Below are 17,932 nucleotides of genomic sequence, written 5' to 3'. Positions count from 1 at the left end.
ATGGAAGAGCGTGTAGAGATATTTGAGATGGGACCGCGTGACGGGTTGCAAAATGAAAAACGGCAAATTCCGACGGCTGAGAAAATCGCGCTGGTGGATTGTCTGAGCAAAGCTGGATTCACGCGTATCGAGGTGGCAAGTTTTGTCAGCCCCAAATGGGTCCCACAAATGGCTGACAGCGCCGACGTGCTCGCTGGCATTAAGCGGGCCCAAGGTGTTTGTTATGCAGCGCTCACGCCCAACATGCGCGGCTTTGAAGGGGCTGTGGCTGCAAAAGCTGATGAAATAGCGATCTTTGGGTCGGCCTCTGAGGGATTTTCTAAGGCCAATATAAACGCCACCATTGCGGAGAGTCTCCAACGGTTCGCTCCGGTGCTACAGGCCGCAAAAGAGATCAACTTGCCGGTGCGAGGCTATGTCAGCTGTGTCACCGACTGTCCTTACGACGGCCCGACATCTCCAGAGAAGGTAGCTGAGGTCAGTAGGCATCTGTACGATGCCGGATGTTACGAAATCAGCCTCGGAGATACGATCGGGCAGGGTACGCCAGAGAGTATAGCCGCGATGCTGGAGGCCGTCTTGCAAGAGGTTCCTCCGGGCAAACTTGCGGGACACTATCACGATACATCTGGGCGCGCCTTGATCAACATCGAGGCTTCGCTGGATCTCGGCGTGCGGGTGTTTGATGCTGCGGTCGGCGGGTTGGGTGGTTGCCCTTACGCTCCAGGCGCGGCTGGAAACGTTGCAACCGAAACAGTGAACGCTCGTCTCCAAGAGTTGGGTTACAATACCGGATTGGATAGGGCCGTCTTGGCAAATGCTGCAGAAATGGCGCGCGCGATGCGCAACGATCCTGCGGCTTAAGGGGATTTCGCAATGAATTTCGAGACACTTTTGGTGGACGTGGATGACCGCGGCGTCGCAACGTTGACGCTCAACAGGCCTGACAAGCATAACGCCATGTCCGGCACCATGATCATCGAATTAAAACAGGCGGCAATGGCGCTGGGCGCGGATCGTGCCGTGCGCGTTGTGGTCTTGACCGGCGCTGGCAAAAGCTTCTGCGCGGGCGGGGATCTGGGATGGATGCAGGCACAAATGGCCGCTGACGCAGAGACCCGTTTCATTGAAGCCCGTAAATTGGCTGAGGCGCTTCAGGCTCTCAACACAATGTCGAAACCACTGATTGGCAAATTGCAGGGCAATGCCTTTGGCGGCGGCGTGGGCATGGCGAGCGTATGTGATGTTGCGATCGGAGCGGATGCGCTCACCATGGGGCTTACAGAAACGAAGTTGGGTCTCATCCCGGCAACCATCGGTCCTTACGTGTTGTCCCGAATGGGAGAGGCTATGGCGCGGCGCGTCTTTATGTCGGCTCGATTGTTCAACGCACAAGAAGCCGTAACGTTAGGTTTGCTGGCAAAAGCGGTTCCACAAGACGCATTGGATGCAGCCGTTGAAGCGGAGGTTGTGCCCTATTTGGCATGTGCACCCGATGCCGTCGCGCGGGCAAAAGCATTGGCACGCTCACTTGGGCCACGGATCGATGAGGATGTAATCGACCATACCATTCGTGAATTGGTTGCGTGCTGGGAGGGCTCTGAAGCCCAAGAAGGCATCAGCGCGTTCTTCAACAAGGAAAAACCCGGCTGGCTGCGCTAGTATATCCGGATAGGATGTCACGGTGTGTGACTGTGTCGGAGCGTGACCGGATGCGAGGGTTAAAGGCCTTTATAAGTGTGAACCTCAAACTGCTGTTTGTGGTCAGTTTGATTGCAAATCTGAGCCTTGGTGTGCTGAATTTCGTCTTGCAGCCAATTTGGCGGGCGGCTGGGATTGCAACGGCTTTGGCCGCTGCCGAAGTGAAGTCAGAAATTGAAGAAAAACGGGCGGTGGCCAAAGCTCGGTCGCGTGAAAAAGCCAAAGCACGACTGCGCCGCATGGCAGTCGCTGTGCCGGTGGTTGGCATCGCTTTGGCATCAGCTTTTGAATATGTCGCTTACCAAGAATGGCTTGACGAGAATCGGGGAAAAACTTTCGAGGACTACGGGGCCGAAGTGATGTTGGTGAGCCGTGATGTTGCGCCTGAAGTGGTTGATGAGATCGCCACCCAAATGCCTGCGTGGATGGTGCCTGATGCAGACATCTTGTTGGCAAATCTTGAAAAAGCCCTTTCTGTCCCTCCTAAAGCGCAACAATCAATTGTTCAGGATTGAGGGCGAACTTACCAAGTGCCGATCTAGAACAGCGTTGTTGCTCCTGTGTGATATTTGTGACTGAACGATTTTATTGACTATTTTTGTCGGAATTGCACGACGCTCGGAATCAAATCCCAAATTCGTGACTTTCAAGAGGCAGGGGGCAAAAAAAGGCACCGACCGATTGCCGCACATCGACGTGATGTGGTCGCAAGTAATTGAAAAGTAACGAAGTTAACTTTAGGGTCACCTATAGCAATTCTCGTGCTAATTGTTGACCCCGCCATAGGGCAGCGGTAAACCCCGCAGAGAGTATTTACAGCCATCTGACTGCACCGCATGGGCGTGCATGAAAGGAGCTACCTTTGGAAGAGATGCTTCGGGAGTACTTTCCCATTCTCATCTTCGCAGCCGTCGCCATTGGCCTCGGTCTGGTTTTCATTCTCGCAGCCGTAGTTTTGGCCGTCCGCAAGCCTGACCCTGAGAAGGTGAGTGCCTATGAGTGTGGTTTCAATGCTTTTGACGACGCGCGAATGAAATTTGACGTTCGGTTCTACCTCGTCTCGATCCTGTTTATCATTTTCGATCTGGAAATCGCCTTCCTGTTCCCTTGGGCCGTCGCCTTTAAGGATGTCTCGATGGTTGGTTTCTGGTCGATGATGGTGTTCCTCGCCGTTCTGACCATCGGCTTTGCCTATGAATGGAAAAAGGGAGCTCTGGAATGGGAGTGATGACTGGGGCCAACACCGCGGGCGTTGACAAAGAAGTTGTCACCCAAGCGTTGAATTCCGAGTTGCAGGACAAAGGCTTCCTGCTCACCAATGCCGAAGACCTGATCAACTGGGGTCGCACCGGTTCTCTGCACTGGATGACTTTTGGTCTCGCGTGCTGTGCGGTTGAGATGATGCACACCTCCATGCCGCGTTATGACGCAGAACGTTTTGGGATCGCGCCTCGCGCCTCCCCACGTCAGTCTGATGTGATGATTGTGGCAGGCACACTGACCAACAAAATGGCGCCTGCGCTGCGCAAGGTTTATGACCAGATGCCAGAGCCACGCTATGTGATCTCCATGGGCTCCTGTGCCAATGGCGGCGGCTACTACCACTATAGTTATTCTGTTGTGCGCGGTTGTGATCGCATTGTGCCTGTCGACATTTACGTACCTGGGTGCCCACCTACAGCTGAAGCGCTGTTGTACGGTCTGTTGCAGCTGCAACGTAAAATTCGCCGCACGGGGACCATTGAACGATGACAGATGCCCTAAAAGAGCTCGGCGCCCATATCGAACTGAAGCGCCCTGACTGTGTAATCGGTTGGGAAATCGCCTACGATGAGCTGACCATCGATGTGGCCCCGGCCAACATTGCGGCCTTTGTTGAATATCTGCGTACCGACGCGACCTGTCGTTTTTCAACACTCATCGATGTGACCGCCGTGGACTACCCAGCGCGGTCCAAGCGCTTTGATGTCGTTTATCACTTCCTCAGCATGTTCCAGAACCACCGCGTGCGTTTGCGCGTGTCTGTGCGTGAAGATGAAATGGTACCTTCCATTGTGCCGGTGCATCCGTCGGCGAACTGGTTTGAGCGCGAGGTGTTCGACATGTTCGGCATCATCTTCTCCGATCACCCGGACCTGCGCCGCTTGCTGACAGACTACGGCTTCCGCGGTCATCCGCTGCGCAAGGATTTCCCGACCACTGGCTACACCGAAGTGCGGTACGACGAAGTGCAAAAGCGCGTGGTCTATGAGCCAGTGCAGTTGACGCAGGACTACCGCCAGTTTGATTTCATGTCTCCGTGGGAAGGGGCTGAATATATCCTGCCAGGTGACGAGAAAGGGGACGCGAAATGATGGACGGCTCCAAATTTGACGACGGCAGCGTGGACGCGCTGAGCGGCGAACAACAAATCCGCAACTTCAACATCAACTTCGGTCCTCAGCACCCTGCGGCCCACGGCGTTCTGCGTCTGGTGCTGGAGCTGGACGGCGAGATTGTCGAGCGGTGCGACCCACACGTGGGCCTGCTGCACCGTGGCACCGAAAAGCTGATGGAAAGCCGCACCTACCTACAAAACCTGCCGTATCTCGACCGCCTCGATTACGTGGCGCCGATGAATCAGGAACATGCATGGTGTTTGGCGATTGAAAAGCTGACTGGCACCGAAGTGCCGCGTCGCGCACAGCTCATTCGTGTGCTGTTCTGTGAAATTGGCCGCATCTTGAACCACCTGATGAACGTCACCACACAGGCGATGGACGTTGGCGCATTGACCCCACCTCTTTGGGGCTTTGAAGAACGCGAAAAGCTGATGGTGTTTTATGAGCGGGCCTGTGGCGCGCGTCTGCACGCAGCCTATTTCCGCCCCGGTGGTGTGCACCAAGATCTGCCTGATCAGTTGGTGGATGACATCGAAGAATGGGCCATCGAATTCCCACAGGTTCTCGAAGACATCGACGGTTTGCTGACTGAAAACCGGATCTTCAAGCAGCGTAACGTTGATATTGGCGTTGTGACGGAACAGGATGTGCTGGATTACGCCATGTCCGGCGTCATGGCACGCTCTGTCGGCATGGCATGGGATCTGCGCCGCGCGCAGCCTTATGAGTGCTACAATGAGTTTGAATTCCAAATTCCCGTGGGCAAAAACGGCGACTGCTATGACCGCTATCTGATGCGCATGGAAGAAATGCGTCAGTCGCTGTCGATCATGCGCCAAGCCATTGTGAAGCTGCGCGAAGCCACGGGCGATGTGTTGTCACGCGGCAAGCTGACCCCGCCAAAACGCGGCGACATGAAAACCTCCATGGAAAGCTTGATCCACCACTTCAAGCTCTACACCGAAGGGTTCCACGTGCCAGCCGGCGAAGTTTATGCCGCTGTTGAGGCGCCCAAGGGTGAATTTGGCGTCTATATGGTGGCGGATGGCACCAACAAACCTTACCGGGCCAAACTGCGCGCGCCGGGCTACCTTCACCTTCAGGCGATGGATCACATCGCCACGGGCCACCAGCTTGCTGACGTCGCCGCCATCATCGGCACCATGGACATCGTGTTTGGGGAGATCGACCGTTAATGCTCCGTCGTCTGTATCACGAACAGCCAGAAAGCTTTGCTTTCACTGAGGCAAACCAAACTTGGGCTGAGGCCCAAATCACCAAGTATCCTGAGGGCCGTCAAGCTTCGGCTGTGATCCCACTTTTGTGGCGCGCGCAGGAACAAGAAGGCTGGCTCTCAAAGCCTGCGATTGAAACCGTGGCTGACATGCTTGGTTTGGCCTATATTCGCGTGCTTGAAGTGGCGTCCTTTTACTTCATGTTTCAAATGCAGCCGGTGGGCGCTGTGGCCCACATTCAGATTTGCGGCACCACGTCTTGCATGATCTGTGGTGCCGAAGACCTGATCGCGGTCTGCAAAGAGAAGATCGCCGCCAAGCCGCATGAGCTTTCCGCCGATGGCAAGTTCTCTTGGGAAGAGGTCGAGTGCCTTGGCGCTTGTACCAATGCGCCCATGGCGCAGATCGGCAAGGACTATTACGAGGACCTGACCGCCGAAGGGTTCGCCAAGATGCTGGAAGATATGGCAGCGGGCAAGGTGCCCACTCCTGGTCCGCAAAACGGGCGTTATTCGTCTGAGCCGCTTTCCGGCCTGACCAGTCTGAAAGAATACGACAGCGGCAAGACACAGTACAACGCGTCTGTGCAGCTTGCAGACGACCTAGGTGACACTATCAAGCGCATCGATGGCACCGAAGTGCCGATCCTGACGCCATGGGTGGGTAAGGATGGTGTTGTTGCTGGTCGCGCCGCAGAAGGTCAGCCGCCAAAGCCAGCGCCAACGCCCAAGCCAGCGGTGAAGCAAGCGGAAGAGGCCAAGAAAGCCGCGCCTGCAAAGTCGGACAACAGACCCAAAGACAAGCCGACAGAAGACAAAGCCAAGCCCACAAAAACTAAGGCGCCGGCCAAGGCTAAGAAAGCCGCGGCAAAAGTGGCGTCTAAAGATGACCTGAAACAACTGAAAGGTGTGGGCCCGGCCCTGGAGAAGAAGTTGCATGAAAATGGTGTGACGACTTTTGCTCAGATTGCTGCTTGGGGCGCTGCGGACATTGAGGACATGGACACCAAACTATCCTTCAAAGGCCGCATTGCGCGGGATGGCTGGGTCGACCAGGCAAAGCAGCTGGCTGCCGGTGAAGAAACAGAATTCTCTAAAAAGGTCGCCAAAGGCGGCGTTTACGAGGATTGATGAATGAGTGAGAGCACGTCTGATCAGGATATGGCCCGCAAAGGCCGCGTGGTATCGGTGGTGATCGCCGGAACCATCCTGATCTGGCTTGCTCTCAATGTGATTGGAAAGATGGCTGGATTGCCGGGGCGCTTTGCGCTGCTGTTTGATCTGGCCGCAATGGCCGCGCTGATTTGGGCATTGGTCAATATCTATCAGATCTGGCGCGCGCGTCAGGCAGACAAAGGGTAACGAGATGCTGAAAGATCAAGATCGTATCTTTACCAACCTATACGGTATGCACGACCGCACGCTGAAAGGCGCGCAGGCGCGTGGCCATTGGGACGGCACGGCAAAGCTTATCCAACAGGGCCGCGATGCGATCATCGACACGATGAAGGCCTCTGGTTTGCGTGGCCGCGGTGGCGCCGGCTTCCCAACAGGCCTCAAATGGTCCTTTATGCCTAAAGAAAGCGACGGCCGCCCTGCGTACCTCGTGATCAACGCCGATGAATCCGAGCCTGGCACCTGTAAAGACCGTGAAATCATGCGCCACGATCCGCACACGCTGATCGAAGGGGCGTTGATTGCCTCTTTCGCGATGAACGCACACACCTGCTACATCTATATTCGTGGTGAATACATCCGCGAGCGTGAAGCGCTGCAGGCCGCAATTGATGAATGTTATGATGCGGGCATGCTTGGCAAAAATGCTGCGGGGTCCGGTTGGGATTTCGACCTGTTCCTGCACCATGGTGCAGGCGCCTATATTTGCGGCGAAGAGACCGCGTTGCTGGAAAGCCTTGAGGGCAAAAAGGGCATGCCACGTATGAAGCCGCCGTTCCCTGCGGGCGCGGGCCTCTATGGTTGCCCGACCACGGTGAACAACGTGGAATCCATTGCCGTTGTACCCACCATCCTGCGCCGCGGTGGGGAATGGTTCGCAGGCTTTGGGCGTCCGAACAATGCGGGCACCAAACTGTTTGGCATTTCTGGCCATGTGAACACCCCCTGTGTGGTCGAAGAAGAAATGTCGATCTCTTTTGAGGAACTCATAGAAAAACACTGTGGTGGCATTCGTGGTGGATGGGACAACTTGTTGGCCGTCATTCCGGGCGGGTCGTCCGTGCCATGCGTGCGCGGTGAAAACATGCGCGACGCAATCATGGATTTTGATTATTTGCGCAATGATCTCGGCTCTGGCCTTGGCACTGCTGCGGTGATTGTCATGGACAAACAAACGGACATCATCAAAGCGATCTGGCGTCTGGCGAAATTCTACAAACACGAAAGCTGCGGCCAATGTACGCCCTGTCGCGAAGGCACAGGCTGGATGATGCGCGTTATGGATCGTTTGGTACGTGGAGAGGCAGAAGTCGAAGAGATTGATATGCTTTGGGACGTGACAAAGCAGGTCGAAGGCCACACCATTTGTGCCCTTGGTGACGCGGCAGCTTGGCCGATCCAGGGTCTGATCCGCAACTTCCGCGAGGAAATCGAGGATCGTATCAAAGCCAACAAAACTGGGCGCATGGGCGCCATGGCGGCGGAGTAAATACTTAGATGTTGAAGACTATCCTCAAAAGCCAGCGTAAAACGCCAGCCGGTATCGCGATGGTGCTTATTGCAGCATCGACTCTCACGGCGTGCGGCGAAGGCTTTCGCGATAGTTTCCGTAGTCAGCGCTACAAGGAGACCTTTGATGGCGTGTACTACAAAGCCAAATCGCAGAAGGTTGCAAAAGAAGAGCGCGATCACTTCACTGTAACCGTTTCCCGCGTCGGTCAAGGTCTCTCAGGGGCGCGGCAGGCTGGCGCCCATGAGGCAACCAAGTATTGCATCAAAGAATATGGCACCTCAAAAATTGATTGGGTTGTCGCTCCGGACTCAGAGAGCGTCATACCTGTAGACGATAAAATTCAGCTCGAAGGATATTGTCGCCCGTGATTGGTTATCAAACATACTTTGGATGTTATTGCCTATCAGGGGCCGGCTTGTGCTTCTTCTCCTTGGCAAAGAACGACTTTGCTGACGCCAAAGGAGTGCGCGCATGAAACGTTTTATATCCGCTGTAGTTATGTCCACCTTCGCGTGGAGCGCTGCCGCTGCTGCCAACCCACCGCTGCGTGAGGTGAAAGAAATAGATGAACCCCTGTACTGGGCTTTGGTGGCTTATGAAATTTCCGAAGTCTGCGACAGCCTTGCCCCACGTCAGGTTAAGGCTCTGTCTGATGGGTGGGGATTGATCCGTAAGGCAAGAAGCCTTGGATACAGTGATGATGAGATAAAGGCCTACATGAGATCGGACTCCGAAAAGGCACGGATGCGCGCCCGAGGCGAGGACTATTTCAAACACAAAGGCGTCGACTACGACGTCCCGGAAACATTCTGCGCGCTGGGGCGCGCGGAAATCGAACGAAACAGCCAGATCGGCGTGTATTTGAGGGCGAAGTAAGCATGTCTGACCTCCGCAAAGTCATCATCGACGAAAAAGAAGTCGAGGTAGAGGGCGCAATGACCCTGATCCAAGCCTGTGAAGAGGCCGGGGTAGAGATTCCGCGTTTTTGCTATCACGAGCGTCTGTCGATTGCGGGCAACTGCCGGATGTGTCTTGTTGAGGTTGTGGGCGGCCCGCCAAAACCTGCCGCCTCTTGTGCCATGCAGGTGCGTGATTTGCGCCCCGGACCCGAAGGCCAACCGCCGGTGGTGAAAACCAACTCGCCGATGGTCAAAAAAGCGCGCGAAGGCGTGATGGAATTCCTGCTGATCAACCACCCACTGGATTGCCCAATTTGCGATCAGGGTGGCGAATGTGATCTTCAGGATCAGGCCATGGCCTATGGCATAAGCGAAAACCGCTTCAACGAAGCGAAACGCGCAGTAGATGATCTCGACCTTGGTCCTTTGGTCGAGACAACTATGACACGCTGTATCAGTTGTACGCGCTGCGTGCGTTTCACCACCGAAGTGGCGGGCATCACTCAAATGGGTCAGACCGGGCGCGGTGAGGATGCAGAAATCACCAGTTATCTGAACGAAACACTGGATAGCAATCTGCAGGGAAATATCATCGATCTTTGCCCTGTTGGTGCGCTGACCTCTAAACCCTACAGCTTTACTGCCCGACCTTGGGAGCTCACCAAGACCGAGACCATTGATGTGATGGACGCTCTTGGGTCCAACATTCGCGTGGACACCAAAGGCCGCGAAGTAATGCGGATCCTGCCCCGCAATCATGATGGTGTGAACGAAGAATGGATTTCGGACAAAACGCGTTTTGTCTGGGATGGGCTGCGCCGCCAGCGTCTGGATCAACCTTACGTGCGGGTCGATGGTAAACTGAAGCCCGCGTCTTGGGGCGAGGCTCTGGATGCTGCATCTGGCGCAATCAAGGGCAAGAAACTGGCTGCATTGGTTGGTGATCTGGTGCCTACCGAGGCGGTTTTCGCACTTAAGCAGCTTGTGGAAAGTCTTGACGGTGCAATCGAATGTCGAACAAACGGCGCACCACTGCCTGTGGGGAACCGATCGGCATATGTGGGCAATGCGACCATTGAAGATATTGATACCGCAAAAGAAATCTACCTGATTGGTACCAATCCACGTGACGAAGCTCCGGTGCTGAACGCACGTATTCGTAAGGCTTGGACCAAAGGAGCTAACGTGACTGTCATTGGGGATCGGGACATGGACCTGACCTATGACTACACGCATGCAGGGCCGGGGCGCGTGCCATTGAACAAATTGGCTGGCAACGCCAAAGCCACTGAAGGTGCTGTTGTGATTGTCGGCCAGGGCGCCATTCAGGACGGCGACGGTGTGGCGGTTCTAGGCCAGTGTATGGCGGCAACCGAGAAAATGGGCGGCAAGATGTTGGTGCTACACACCGCAGCGTCACGTGTTGGTGCTATGGATGTTGGTGCCGTGACCGAAGGCGGCATGAGTGCCGCCCTCGCAGACGCAGAGGTTGTGTTCAATCTCGGCGCAGATGACGTGGACGTGGCTGACGGCCCATTTGTGATTTACCAAGGCAGTCATGGCGATCGCGGTGCACACCGCGCCGACGTAATCCTGCCAGCCGCCGCCTACACGGAAGAGAACGGTCTGTTTGTGAACACGGAAGGGCGCCCTCAATTGGCGATGCGCGCCGGGTTTGCACCCGGGCAAGCCAAAGAGAATTGGGCGATCTTGCGCGCGCTGAGTGCAGAACTTGGCTCCACGCTGCCATATGACAGTCTGGCTCAATTACGGCAGGCGATGGTCTCAGCAGTTCCCCATCTGAAAAAAATCGATCAAGTGATTGATAATGAATGGGAGCCATTGGAGGCGTCGACCTTGAAAAAGGGCCGTTTCCCATCCGTAGTTTCTGATTTCTATCTGACCAACCCAATCGCGCGCGCCAGCGCACTGATGGCAGAGCTCTCTGCCGCAGCAAAGGCGCGCTCCGACACAAAGATCGCGGCGGAATAAACCAACCTATGACCTTTCGCACGTCACATATCCTGATCGCTTTGGCCGCTTCGGCCGGGCTATCGGCCTGCGCCCCGCAGCCCGAAAGCAGTGTGACGCGTGAGGGTGTCGATTTTGCGCCCCAATACGCGGGTGTGGACACACGGCTGCTTGAAGGTGATCTCGTGAACTTTCACGTGTCGATGACTGGTGCGCGTGACGCAACTGATGTGCATGTCTATGCCGAATGCGCGGCTGCGCAATATGCGCTGATCCGTGGTTTCGGGTTCGCTAGGCATGTGCGTACAACAACTGACAATCAGGGCGAACTGTGGACGGGAGACTCGGTATATACCATCTCGTCCGCGTTGCCCCGTGGTCTCAAGACAATTGACGCAGAAGTCATTGTTGCGAACTGCGAAGACAACGGAATACCTACGGTGTGAGGACCCATGACTGAATTCTTTACCACCACGAACCTCGGCATTCTGCTTCTGACACTGGGTCAGGTGCTGCTGGTCGTTGTGCCGCTTCTGGTGGCCTTGGCGTTCCTGCTCTACGCAGATCGAAAGATCTGGGCGGCGGTTCAATTGCGCCGGGGACCCAACGTCGTCGGCACCTTCGGGTTGCTGCAGAGCTTCGCAGATTTTGTGAAATATGCGGTGAAAGAGATCGTCTATCCGGCGGGCTCTGACAAAGTGGTCTTCCTGCTGGCCCCGATGGTCAGCTTGGTGATGGCGCTGATCGCTTGGGCTGTGATCCCGTTTAACGACGGTTGGGTGGTGTCAGACATCAATGTCGCCATTCTTTACGTCATGGCGATCAGTTCTCTGGAAGTCTATGGCGTGATCATGGGCGGTTGGGCGTCCAACTCCAAATACCCTTTTCTGGGCTCCCTGCGCTCTGCGGCACAAATGATTTCTTACGAGGTTTCCTTAGGCCTGATCATCATCGGCGTGATCATCACCACCGGATCAATGAACTTTGGCGACATCGTCACGGCACAAGACGGCAAATACGGCGCACTCAGCTGGTACTGGCTGCCTCACTTCCCGATGCTGTTCCTGTTCCTGATCTCGGCCATGGCGGAAACCAACCGCCCACCGTTTGATCTTCCCGAAGCGGAGTCCGAACTGGTGGCCGGCTATCAGGTGGAATACAGCTCCACGCCGTTCCTGTTGTTCATGATCGGCGAATATGTGGCCATCGTTCTGATGTGCGCGCTGGTATCCCTGCTGTTCCTGGGAGGCTGGCTGTCCCCTGTGAACTTCCTGCCTGATGGCATCTTCTGGATGTTTGCAAAAATCTGCTTTGTCTTCTTCATCTTCTCGATGGTAAAGGCGATCACCCCGCGCTACCGCTACGACCAGTTGATGCGCATTGGTTGGAAGGTCTTCCTGCCAATGTCCCTGATTTGGGTGGTGCTGGTGTCTTTTCTTGCGAAATTCGAACTTTTCGGCGGTGCTTATGCCCGCTGGGCGATTGGAGGCTGATATGACAGCAATCGACTACAAACGCGCGGTCGGCTACTTCCTGCTGAAGGACTTCTTGGGCGGCTTCAAACTCGGTATGAAGTATTTCTTCAAACCCAAGGCCACCGTGAACTATCCACACGAAAAAGGCCCGCTGTCCCCGCGGTTCCGTGGCGAGCACGCCCTGCGTCGCTATCCAAACGGCGAAGAGCGCTGCATTGCGTGTAAGCTCTGTGAAGCAGTCTGCCCGGCACAGGCGATCACCATCGACGCCGAACCGCGCGAAGACGGCTCTCGCCGCACCACGCGCTATGACATCGATATGACCAAATGTATCTACTGCGGTTTCTGCCAAGAAGCCTGCCCTGTGGACGCGATTGTCGAAGGGCCAAACTTTGAATTTGCAACCGAGACACGCGAAGAGCTGTTCTACGACAAAGACAAGCTGCTTGAGAACGGCGCGCGTTGGGAAGCAGAGATTGCCCGCAACCTAGAGATTGATGCACCGTACCGATGAACGATCCAAAAAACCCATATCAGGCGATGTTCGCTCAGTATCAGGAGATGGCGAAGGCCTTCAATCCTGCACTGGAAAGCTTCACGCCCAAAGGGTTTGAGGCACTTTGGCCGACCATGCCCAAAGATGTCATGGAGATGTTTTTTGGCAACTCTCTCAATCAGGGTGGTCTTGATGCCAAGACACGCCTGCTGCTGACACTTGGCGCGCTCACCATGTTAGGCGCCCAAGCGGATGCACAAATTCGGCTGACCGTGCGGCACTTGACCGAAGCGGGTGCCACCAAACAAGAAATCGTGGAGACCATCGGACAAATGTCGATGTTCGCCGGTATACCCGCCACCACACGTGCCATGGAGTTGGTACAAGAGGTTATGGCGGAACAAGAGGGAAGTGACACATGACCATCGCAGCACTTGCGTTTTGGCTGTTTTCGATCTGCGTGATCACCGGTGGGTTTTTCACCGTCATCAGCCGCAACCCGGTTCACTCAGTGATCTGGCTGATCTTGGCATTTCTGAGTGCGGCTGGGTTGTTTGTGCTCTTGGGGGCGGAATTCGTCGCGATGCTCCTGATCATCGTCTACGTCGGGGCCGTTGCGGTGCTCTTCCTGTTTGTTGTGATGATGCTGGATGTCGATTTTGCCGAACTCAAGGCGGGCATGGCGCAATATATGCCGCTGGCACTGCTCATCGGGCTGATCCTTCTGATGCAACTCGGCATGGCGTTTGGCGTGTGGCAATTCGCCGATGATGCACAAGCGCTGCGCGGTGCGGTCACACCCACCGATGCCCACAACACCGAAGCGCTGGGTCTGATCCTCTATGATCAGTACTTCCTGCTGTTCCAACTGGCTGGGCTTATCCTGCTGGTGGCGATGATTGGGGCGATCGTGCTGACGCTGCGCCACCGCAAAGACATCAAACGCCAAGACGTGCTGCAGCAGATGTGGCGCGATCCAAAAGACGCGATGGAATTGAAAGACGTAAAGCCGGGGCAGGGGCTGTAAGCCTCCCGGAAGAGAAAAAAGAACCGAGGGACCAAATATGATTGGTTTGGAACACTACCTAGGCGTTGCCGCGACATTGTTCGTCATTGGCATTTTTGGCCTCTTCCTGAACCGGAAGAACATCATCATTTTGTTGATGTCGATTGAACTTATCCTGCTGTCTGTGAACATCAATTTGGTGGCCTTTTCGGCCTTCCTCGGTGATCTTGTTGGCCAAGTCTTCGCGCTGTTTGTGATGACAGTCGCCGCTGCAGAGGCGGCCATTGGCCTTGCTATTCTCGTCTCCTTCTTCCGAAACCGCGGCACCATCGCGGTGGAAGACGTCAACGTGATGAAAGGCTAAGCGAGCATGGAAAAGATTATCCTCTTCGCGCCGCTTGTCGGTGCCATCATTGCAGGCTTTGGTTGGCGCGTGATTGGTGAAAAGGCCGCGCAATACCTGACCACTGGTCTATTGTTCTTAGCCTGTCTGCTCAGCTGGATCGTGTTCCTTGGGCTTGACGCTGAGCACGTCAAGCAGATCCACATTCTGGATTTCATTCAGTCGGGTCATTTGGACACAGCGTGGTCGATCCGTGTGGACCGTCTGACAGCGATCATGCTGATTGTGGTCACCACGGTGTCCGCCCTCGTGCACCTCTATTCCATGGGCTATATGGCGCATGACGAGAACTGGGGCGAGGGCGAGAACTATAAAGCCCGCTTCTTTGCTTATCTGTCCTTCTTCACCTTCACCATGCTTGCGCTGGTGACCGCGGACAACCTGCTGCAGATGTTCTTCGGCTGGGAAGGTGTGGGCGTCGCGTCTTACCTGCTCATTGGTTTCTACTACAAAAAACCATCAGCCAACGCTGCCGCAATCAAAGCCTTTGTGGTCAACCGCGTGGGCGACTTCGGTTTCCTGCTGGGCATCTTTGCCATCTATATGCTGACCGATAGCATCAAGTTCGACGATATCTTTGCTGCCGCACCGGCGCTAGCGGAGATGGAGCTTCACTTCCTGTGGCGCGACTGGAACGCAGCCAACTTAATTGCTTTCCTGCTGTTCATCGGCGCGATGGGCAAATCGGCACAGTTGTTCCTTCACACATGGCTGCCTGATGCGATGGAAGGCCCGACACCTGTGTCGGCCCTGATCCACGCCGCAACCATGGTGACGGCCGGTGTCTTCCTTGTGTCGCGCATGTCGCCACTGATCGAATATGCAAACGACACCAAAGCGTTCATAGTGTTCCTTGGCGCCTCCACAGCCTTTGTCGCGGCCACCATTGGCCTTGTGCAAAATGACATCAAACGTGTGATCGCGTATTCCACCATGTCCCAGCTTGGCTACATGTTTGTGGCCGCTGGCGTTGGGGTTTACTCGGCAGCGATGTTCCACCTCTTCACCCACGCCTTCTTCAAGGCAATGCTCTTCCTAGGCGCGGGTTCGGTGATCCACGCGATGCACCATGAGCAGGACATGCGCAACTACGGCGGTCTGCGTAAAAAGATCCCCTATACCTTCTGGGCGATGATGATCGGCACGCTGGCCATCACCGGCGTGGGCATCCCGCTGACCCACATTGGGTTTGCTGGCTTCTTGTCCAAAGATGCGATCATTGAAAGCGCTTGGGCTGGCACCGCTGGCGGCTATGGCTTCTGGATGCTGGTTATCGCGGCCTGCTTCACCAGCTTCTACAGCTGGCGTCTGATTTTCCTGACCTTTTATGGCGAGGCGCGTGGCAACAAGCATACACATGAGCATGCGCATGAAAGCCCAATGGTCATGTTGGTCCCGCTTGGTGTTCTGTCTTTGGGCGCAATCTTTGCTGGTATGATCTGGTTTGGATCCTTCTTTGGCGACCACAACACGGTCAACAAATTCTACGGCGTGCCTGTACACCATGCAGAACACAGCGATCACGGCCATGCTGACGATCACGAAGAAGCCAAGAAAGACGATCATGCGCATGGCGATGATCATGCTCATGATGATGGCCATGATCACGACGAGAAACACGCTGACCCTGATCACGCAGCGGTGGCAATGGCCCACCACGGCGAAGCCCCTCAAGGTGCAATCTTCACACACCCAAGCAATCATGTGATGGACGAAGCGCACCATGCACCCAAATGGGTAAAGGTCAGCCCATTCATCGCGATGGTACTGGGGCTAATCATGGCACTTTGGTTCTACATCTGGAACCCATCGATGCCGGCAAAACTGGCCGAAAGCCAACGTCCGCTGTATTTGTTCCTGTTAAACAAATGGTACTTTGACGAGCTCTACGACTTCATTTTTGTACGCCCCGCACAGGCCATCGGCCGCTTCCTTTGGAAACGCGGCGACGGCAACGTGATTGACGGTGGTATCAACGGCTTGGCGATGGGCTTTGTGCCAATGCTCACCCGTTTGGCTGGCCGCGCACAGACCGGTTATATCTTTACTTATGCTCTGGCCATGGTGATCGGCATTGTTGTGCTGATCACTCTGATGACGCTCAGCGGAGGAGCGCACTAATGAACGACAGCCTGCTCTCCCTAGTCACGTTTCTCCCGACGTTTGCAGCTTTGATCCTTGTGGTCTTTCTGCGTGGAGAAGACGAGATGGCACAGCGCAATGCCAAGCGTGTTGCCCTGACAACCACGGTGATCACCTTTGTGGTATCGCTGTTCATTCTGGCCGGCTTTGACCCCTCCAACACGGACTTTCAGTTTGTGGAAGAACGTGAGTGGGTTATGGGCATGAAGTATAAGATGGGTGTCGACGGCATCTCTGTGCTGTTTGTCATGCTCACCACGTTTATTATGCCTTTGGTGATTTGGGGCTCTTGGGGCGTGACCAAACGTGTCAAAGAATACATGATCGCCTTCCTGCTTTTGGAGACGCTGATGCTTGGCGTGTTCATGGCGTTGGATCTCGTGCTCTTCTATCTGTTCTTTGAAGCGGGCCTGATCCCAATGTTCCTGATCATCGGGATTTGGGGCGGTGCCAACCGCATCTACGCGTCTTTCAAATTCTTCCTCTACACCTTCCTTGGCTCAGTTCTCATGCTGATCGCAATGGTGGCGATGTTTGTGAATGCCGGGACCACCGACATTCCAACGCTGATGACATATGAGTTTGCCTCGGAGCCCATGACGATCTTAGGGTTCTCTGTCATGGGGGGCGCACAGACGCTCATGTTCTTGGCATTCTTCGCGTCTTTTGCGGTGAAAATGCCTATGTGGCCTGTGCACACCTGGTTGCCAGACGCACACGTTCAGGCGCCGACCGCGGGCTCTGTGGTACTGGCATCAATCCTTCTTAAGATGGGCGGCTATGGCTTCCTGCGCTTCAGCCTGCCGATGTTTCCAGTTGGCTCAGAGGTCATGACCCCGCTGATCCTATGGATGTCCGCAATTGCGATCGTCTATACCTCGCTGGTTGCGCTCGTACAGGAAGATATGAAGAAACTGATCGCTTATTCTTCGGTTGCACACATGGGTTATGTGACCATGGGGATTTTTGCGGCCAACCAACAGGGTATCGACGGCGCCATTTTTCAGATGATCAGCCACGGCTTTATCTCTGGCGCGCTCTTTCTCTGTGTAGGTGTGATTTATGACCGGATGCACACACGTGACATCGACGCGTACGGCGGCCTTGTAAACCGCATGCCAGCTTACGCGCTGATCTTCATGTTCTTTACCATGGCCAACGTCGGCCTGCCCGGCACATCGGGCTTTGTGGGAGAGTTCTTGACCTTGATGGGTGTGTTTCAGGCCAACACATGGGTAGCGCTTGTCGCAACCGCCGGCGTGATCCTCTCAGCGGCTTACGCGCTGTGGCTCTACCGCCGCGTTGTCTTGGGCGATCTGATCAAAGAAAGCCTGAAGTCGATCTCAGATATGACACAGCGTGAAAAACTGATCTTTGCGCCGCTGGTGGCCATGACCATTCTGTTGGGTATTTACCCATCCTTGGTCACCGACATCATCGGCCCCTCAGTTGAGCACTTGATTTCCAACTATGACACCGCACTGGCAAACGGCGCTTCCGCCGACCAGTCGGCATCGCACTAAGGAGCGCTTGAG

The 17,932-nt window shown here is 55.2% G+C and carries 21 protein-coding genes; all 21 read left to right on the top strand.

Translation table 11 applies throughout. From position 1 onward, the window contains the following. The 21 genes from ABWV47_RS12435 to ABWV47_RS12335 all read left to right on the top strand — a co-directional run bounded on the left by ABWV47_RS12435 (nucleotide 1) and on the right by ABWV47_RS12335 (nucleotide 17,920). Nucleotides 1-864 carry a hydroxymethylglutaryl-CoA lyase gene (locus ABWV47_RS12435; protein ID WP_353312270.1) on the top strand — a complete coding sequence of 288 codons (864 nt, stop codon included), beginning with the start codon at nucleotides 1-3 and terminating at the stop codon, nucleotides 862-864. Between the two features lie 12 nt (nucleotides 865-876). Then, a complete protein-coding gene (locus tag ABWV47_RS12430; RefSeq protein ID WP_353312268.1) occupies nucleotides 877-1,662 on the top strand; it encodes a crotonase/enoyl-CoA hydratase family protein in 786 nt (261 codons plus the stop codon). Between the two features lie 50 nt (nucleotides 1,663-1,712). Further along, entirely contained in the window at nucleotides 1,713-2,216 is a 504-nt protein-coding gene (locus ABWV47_RS12425) for a hypothetical protein (RefSeq protein ID WP_353312266.1), read from the top strand. Between the two features lie 347 nt (nucleotides 2,217-2,563). After that, nucleotides 2,564-2,929 (top strand): NADH-quinone oxidoreductase subunit A, encoded by a 366-nt coding sequence (locus tag ABWV47_RS12420; RefSeq protein WP_295175240.1) that lies wholly within the window; start codon nucleotides 2,564-2,566, stop codon nucleotides 2,927-2,929. Continuing rightward, nucleotides 2,920-3,453, top strand: coding sequence for a NuoB/complex I 20 kDa subunit family protein (locus tag ABWV47_RS12415; protein WP_164644800.1), 534 nt, complete (start codon nucleotides 2,920-2,922; stop codon nucleotides 3,451-3,453). Before ABWV47_RS12420 ends, ABWV47_RS12415 begins: the two co-directional genes overlap by 10 nt. After that, nucleotides 3,450-4,055, top strand: a complete 606-nt coding sequence (locus ABWV47_RS12410) for an NADH-quinone oxidoreductase subunit C (protein WP_353312264.1) — start codon at nucleotides 3,450-3,452, stop codon at nucleotides 4,053-4,055. The genes ABWV47_RS12415 and ABWV47_RS12410 overlap by 4 nt, the downstream gene beginning before the upstream one ends. Then, entirely contained in the window at nucleotides 4,055-5,278 is a 1,224-nt protein-coding gene (locus ABWV47_RS12405; protein WP_353313858.1) for an NADH-quinone oxidoreductase subunit D, read from the top strand. The genes ABWV47_RS12410 and ABWV47_RS12405 overlap by 1 nt, the downstream gene beginning before the upstream one ends. Then, a complete protein-coding gene (locus ABWV47_RS12400) occupies nucleotides 5,278-6,447 on the top strand; it encodes an NADH-quinone oxidoreductase subunit E (RefSeq protein WP_353312262.1) in 1,170 nt (389 codons plus the stop codon). Before ABWV47_RS12405 ends, ABWV47_RS12400 begins: the two co-directional genes overlap by 1 nt. A 3-nt stretch (nucleotides 6,448-6,450) precedes the next feature. Then, complete coding sequence (locus ABWV47_RS12395; RefSeq protein ID WP_353312260.1) at nucleotides 6,451-6,678, top strand: DUF5337 domain-containing protein; 228 nt, start codon at nucleotides 6,451-6,453, stop codon at nucleotides 6,676-6,678. A 4-nt stretch (nucleotides 6,679-6,682) separates the two neighbouring features. Beyond that, on the top strand, nucleotides 6,683-7,981 hold the full coding sequence (gene nuoF / locus ABWV47_RS12390) for an NADH-quinone oxidoreductase subunit NuoF (protein ID WP_353312258.1): 1,299 nt from the start codon (nucleotides 6,683-6,685) through the stop codon (nucleotides 7,979-7,981). Nucleotides 7,982-7,989: 8 nt separating this feature from the next. Beyond that, the gene (locus ABWV47_RS12385) at nucleotides 7,990-8,373 is read left to right on the top strand and encodes a hypothetical protein (RefSeq protein ID WP_353312256.1); all 384 of its coding nucleotides are present in this window, start codon (nucleotides 7,990-7,992) and stop codon (nucleotides 8,371-8,373) included. A 103-nt stretch (nucleotides 8,374-8,476) separates the two neighbouring features. Continuing rightward, nucleotides 8,477-8,881, top strand: coding sequence for a DUF5333 domain-containing protein (locus ABWV47_RS12380; protein WP_353312254.1), 405 nt, complete (start codon nucleotides 8,477-8,479; stop codon nucleotides 8,879-8,881). A gap of 2 nt (nucleotides 8,882-8,883) precedes the next feature. Then, complete coding sequence (nuoG, locus tag ABWV47_RS12375) at nucleotides 8,884-10,896, top strand: NADH-quinone oxidoreductase subunit NuoG (protein ID WP_353312252.1); 2,013 nt, start codon at nucleotides 8,884-8,886, stop codon at nucleotides 10,894-10,896. Between the two features lie 8 nt (nucleotides 10,897-10,904). Next, complete coding sequence (locus ABWV47_RS12370; protein WP_353312250.1) at nucleotides 10,905-11,321, top strand: YNQ4 family lipoprotein; 417 nt, start codon at nucleotides 10,905-10,907, stop codon at nucleotides 11,319-11,321. A 6-nt stretch (nucleotides 11,322-11,327) separates the two neighbouring features. Then, complete coding sequence (nuoH, locus tag ABWV47_RS12365) at nucleotides 11,328-12,368, top strand: NADH-quinone oxidoreductase subunit NuoH (RefSeq protein WP_353312248.1); 1,041 nt, start codon at nucleotides 11,328-11,330, stop codon at nucleotides 12,366-12,368. A 1-nt stretch (nucleotide 12,369) separates the two neighbouring features. Beyond that, nucleotides 12,370-12,864 carry an NADH-quinone oxidoreductase subunit NuoI gene (nuoI, locus tag ABWV47_RS12360; protein WP_353312246.1) on the top strand — a complete coding sequence of 165 codons (495 nt, stop codon included), beginning with the start codon at nucleotides 12,370-12,372 and terminating at the stop codon, nucleotides 12,862-12,864. Continuing rightward, a complete protein-coding gene (locus ABWV47_RS12355) occupies nucleotides 12,861-13,268 on the top strand; it encodes a carboxymuconolactone decarboxylase family protein (protein WP_353312244.1) in 408 nt (135 codons plus the stop codon). Before nuoI ends, ABWV47_RS12355 begins: the two co-directional genes overlap by 4 nt. Continuing rightward, a complete protein-coding gene (locus tag ABWV47_RS12350) occupies nucleotides 13,265-13,873 on the top strand; it encodes an NADH-quinone oxidoreductase subunit J (RefSeq protein WP_502959703.1) in 609 nt (202 codons plus the stop codon). Before ABWV47_RS12355 ends, ABWV47_RS12350 begins: the two co-directional genes overlap by 4 nt. Before the next feature lie 37 nt (nucleotides 13,874-13,910). Continuing rightward, nucleotides 13,911-14,216, top strand: a complete 306-nt coding sequence (nuoK, locus tag ABWV47_RS12345) for an NADH-quinone oxidoreductase subunit NuoK (protein WP_209065330.1) — start codon at nucleotides 13,911-13,913, stop codon at nucleotides 14,214-14,216. Nucleotides 14,217-14,222: 6 nt separating this feature from the next. After that, the gene (gene nuoL / locus ABWV47_RS12340; protein ID WP_353312242.1) at nucleotides 14,223-16,376 is read left to right on the top strand and encodes an NADH-quinone oxidoreductase subunit L; all 2,154 of its coding nucleotides are present in this window, start codon (nucleotides 14,223-14,225) and stop codon (nucleotides 16,374-16,376) included. Beyond that, nucleotides 16,376-17,920 (top strand): NADH-quinone oxidoreductase subunit M, encoded by a 1,545-nt coding sequence (locus ABWV47_RS12335; RefSeq protein WP_353312240.1) that lies wholly within the window; start codon nucleotides 16,376-16,378, stop codon nucleotides 17,918-17,920. The genes nuoL and ABWV47_RS12335 overlap by 1 nt, the downstream gene beginning before the upstream one ends. Nucleotides 17,921-17,932 lie beyond the last annotated feature (12 nt).

Origin of the sequence: Shimia sp. NS0008-38b, assembly GCF_040370365.1 — a bacterium.
Classification (GTDB): Bacteria; Pseudomonadota; Alphaproteobacteria; order Rhodobacterales; family Rhodobacteraceae; genus Shimia.
The sequence above is the reverse complement of the archived record's forward strand: the minus strand, read 5'-3'. Positions and strand labels throughout refer to the sequence as shown.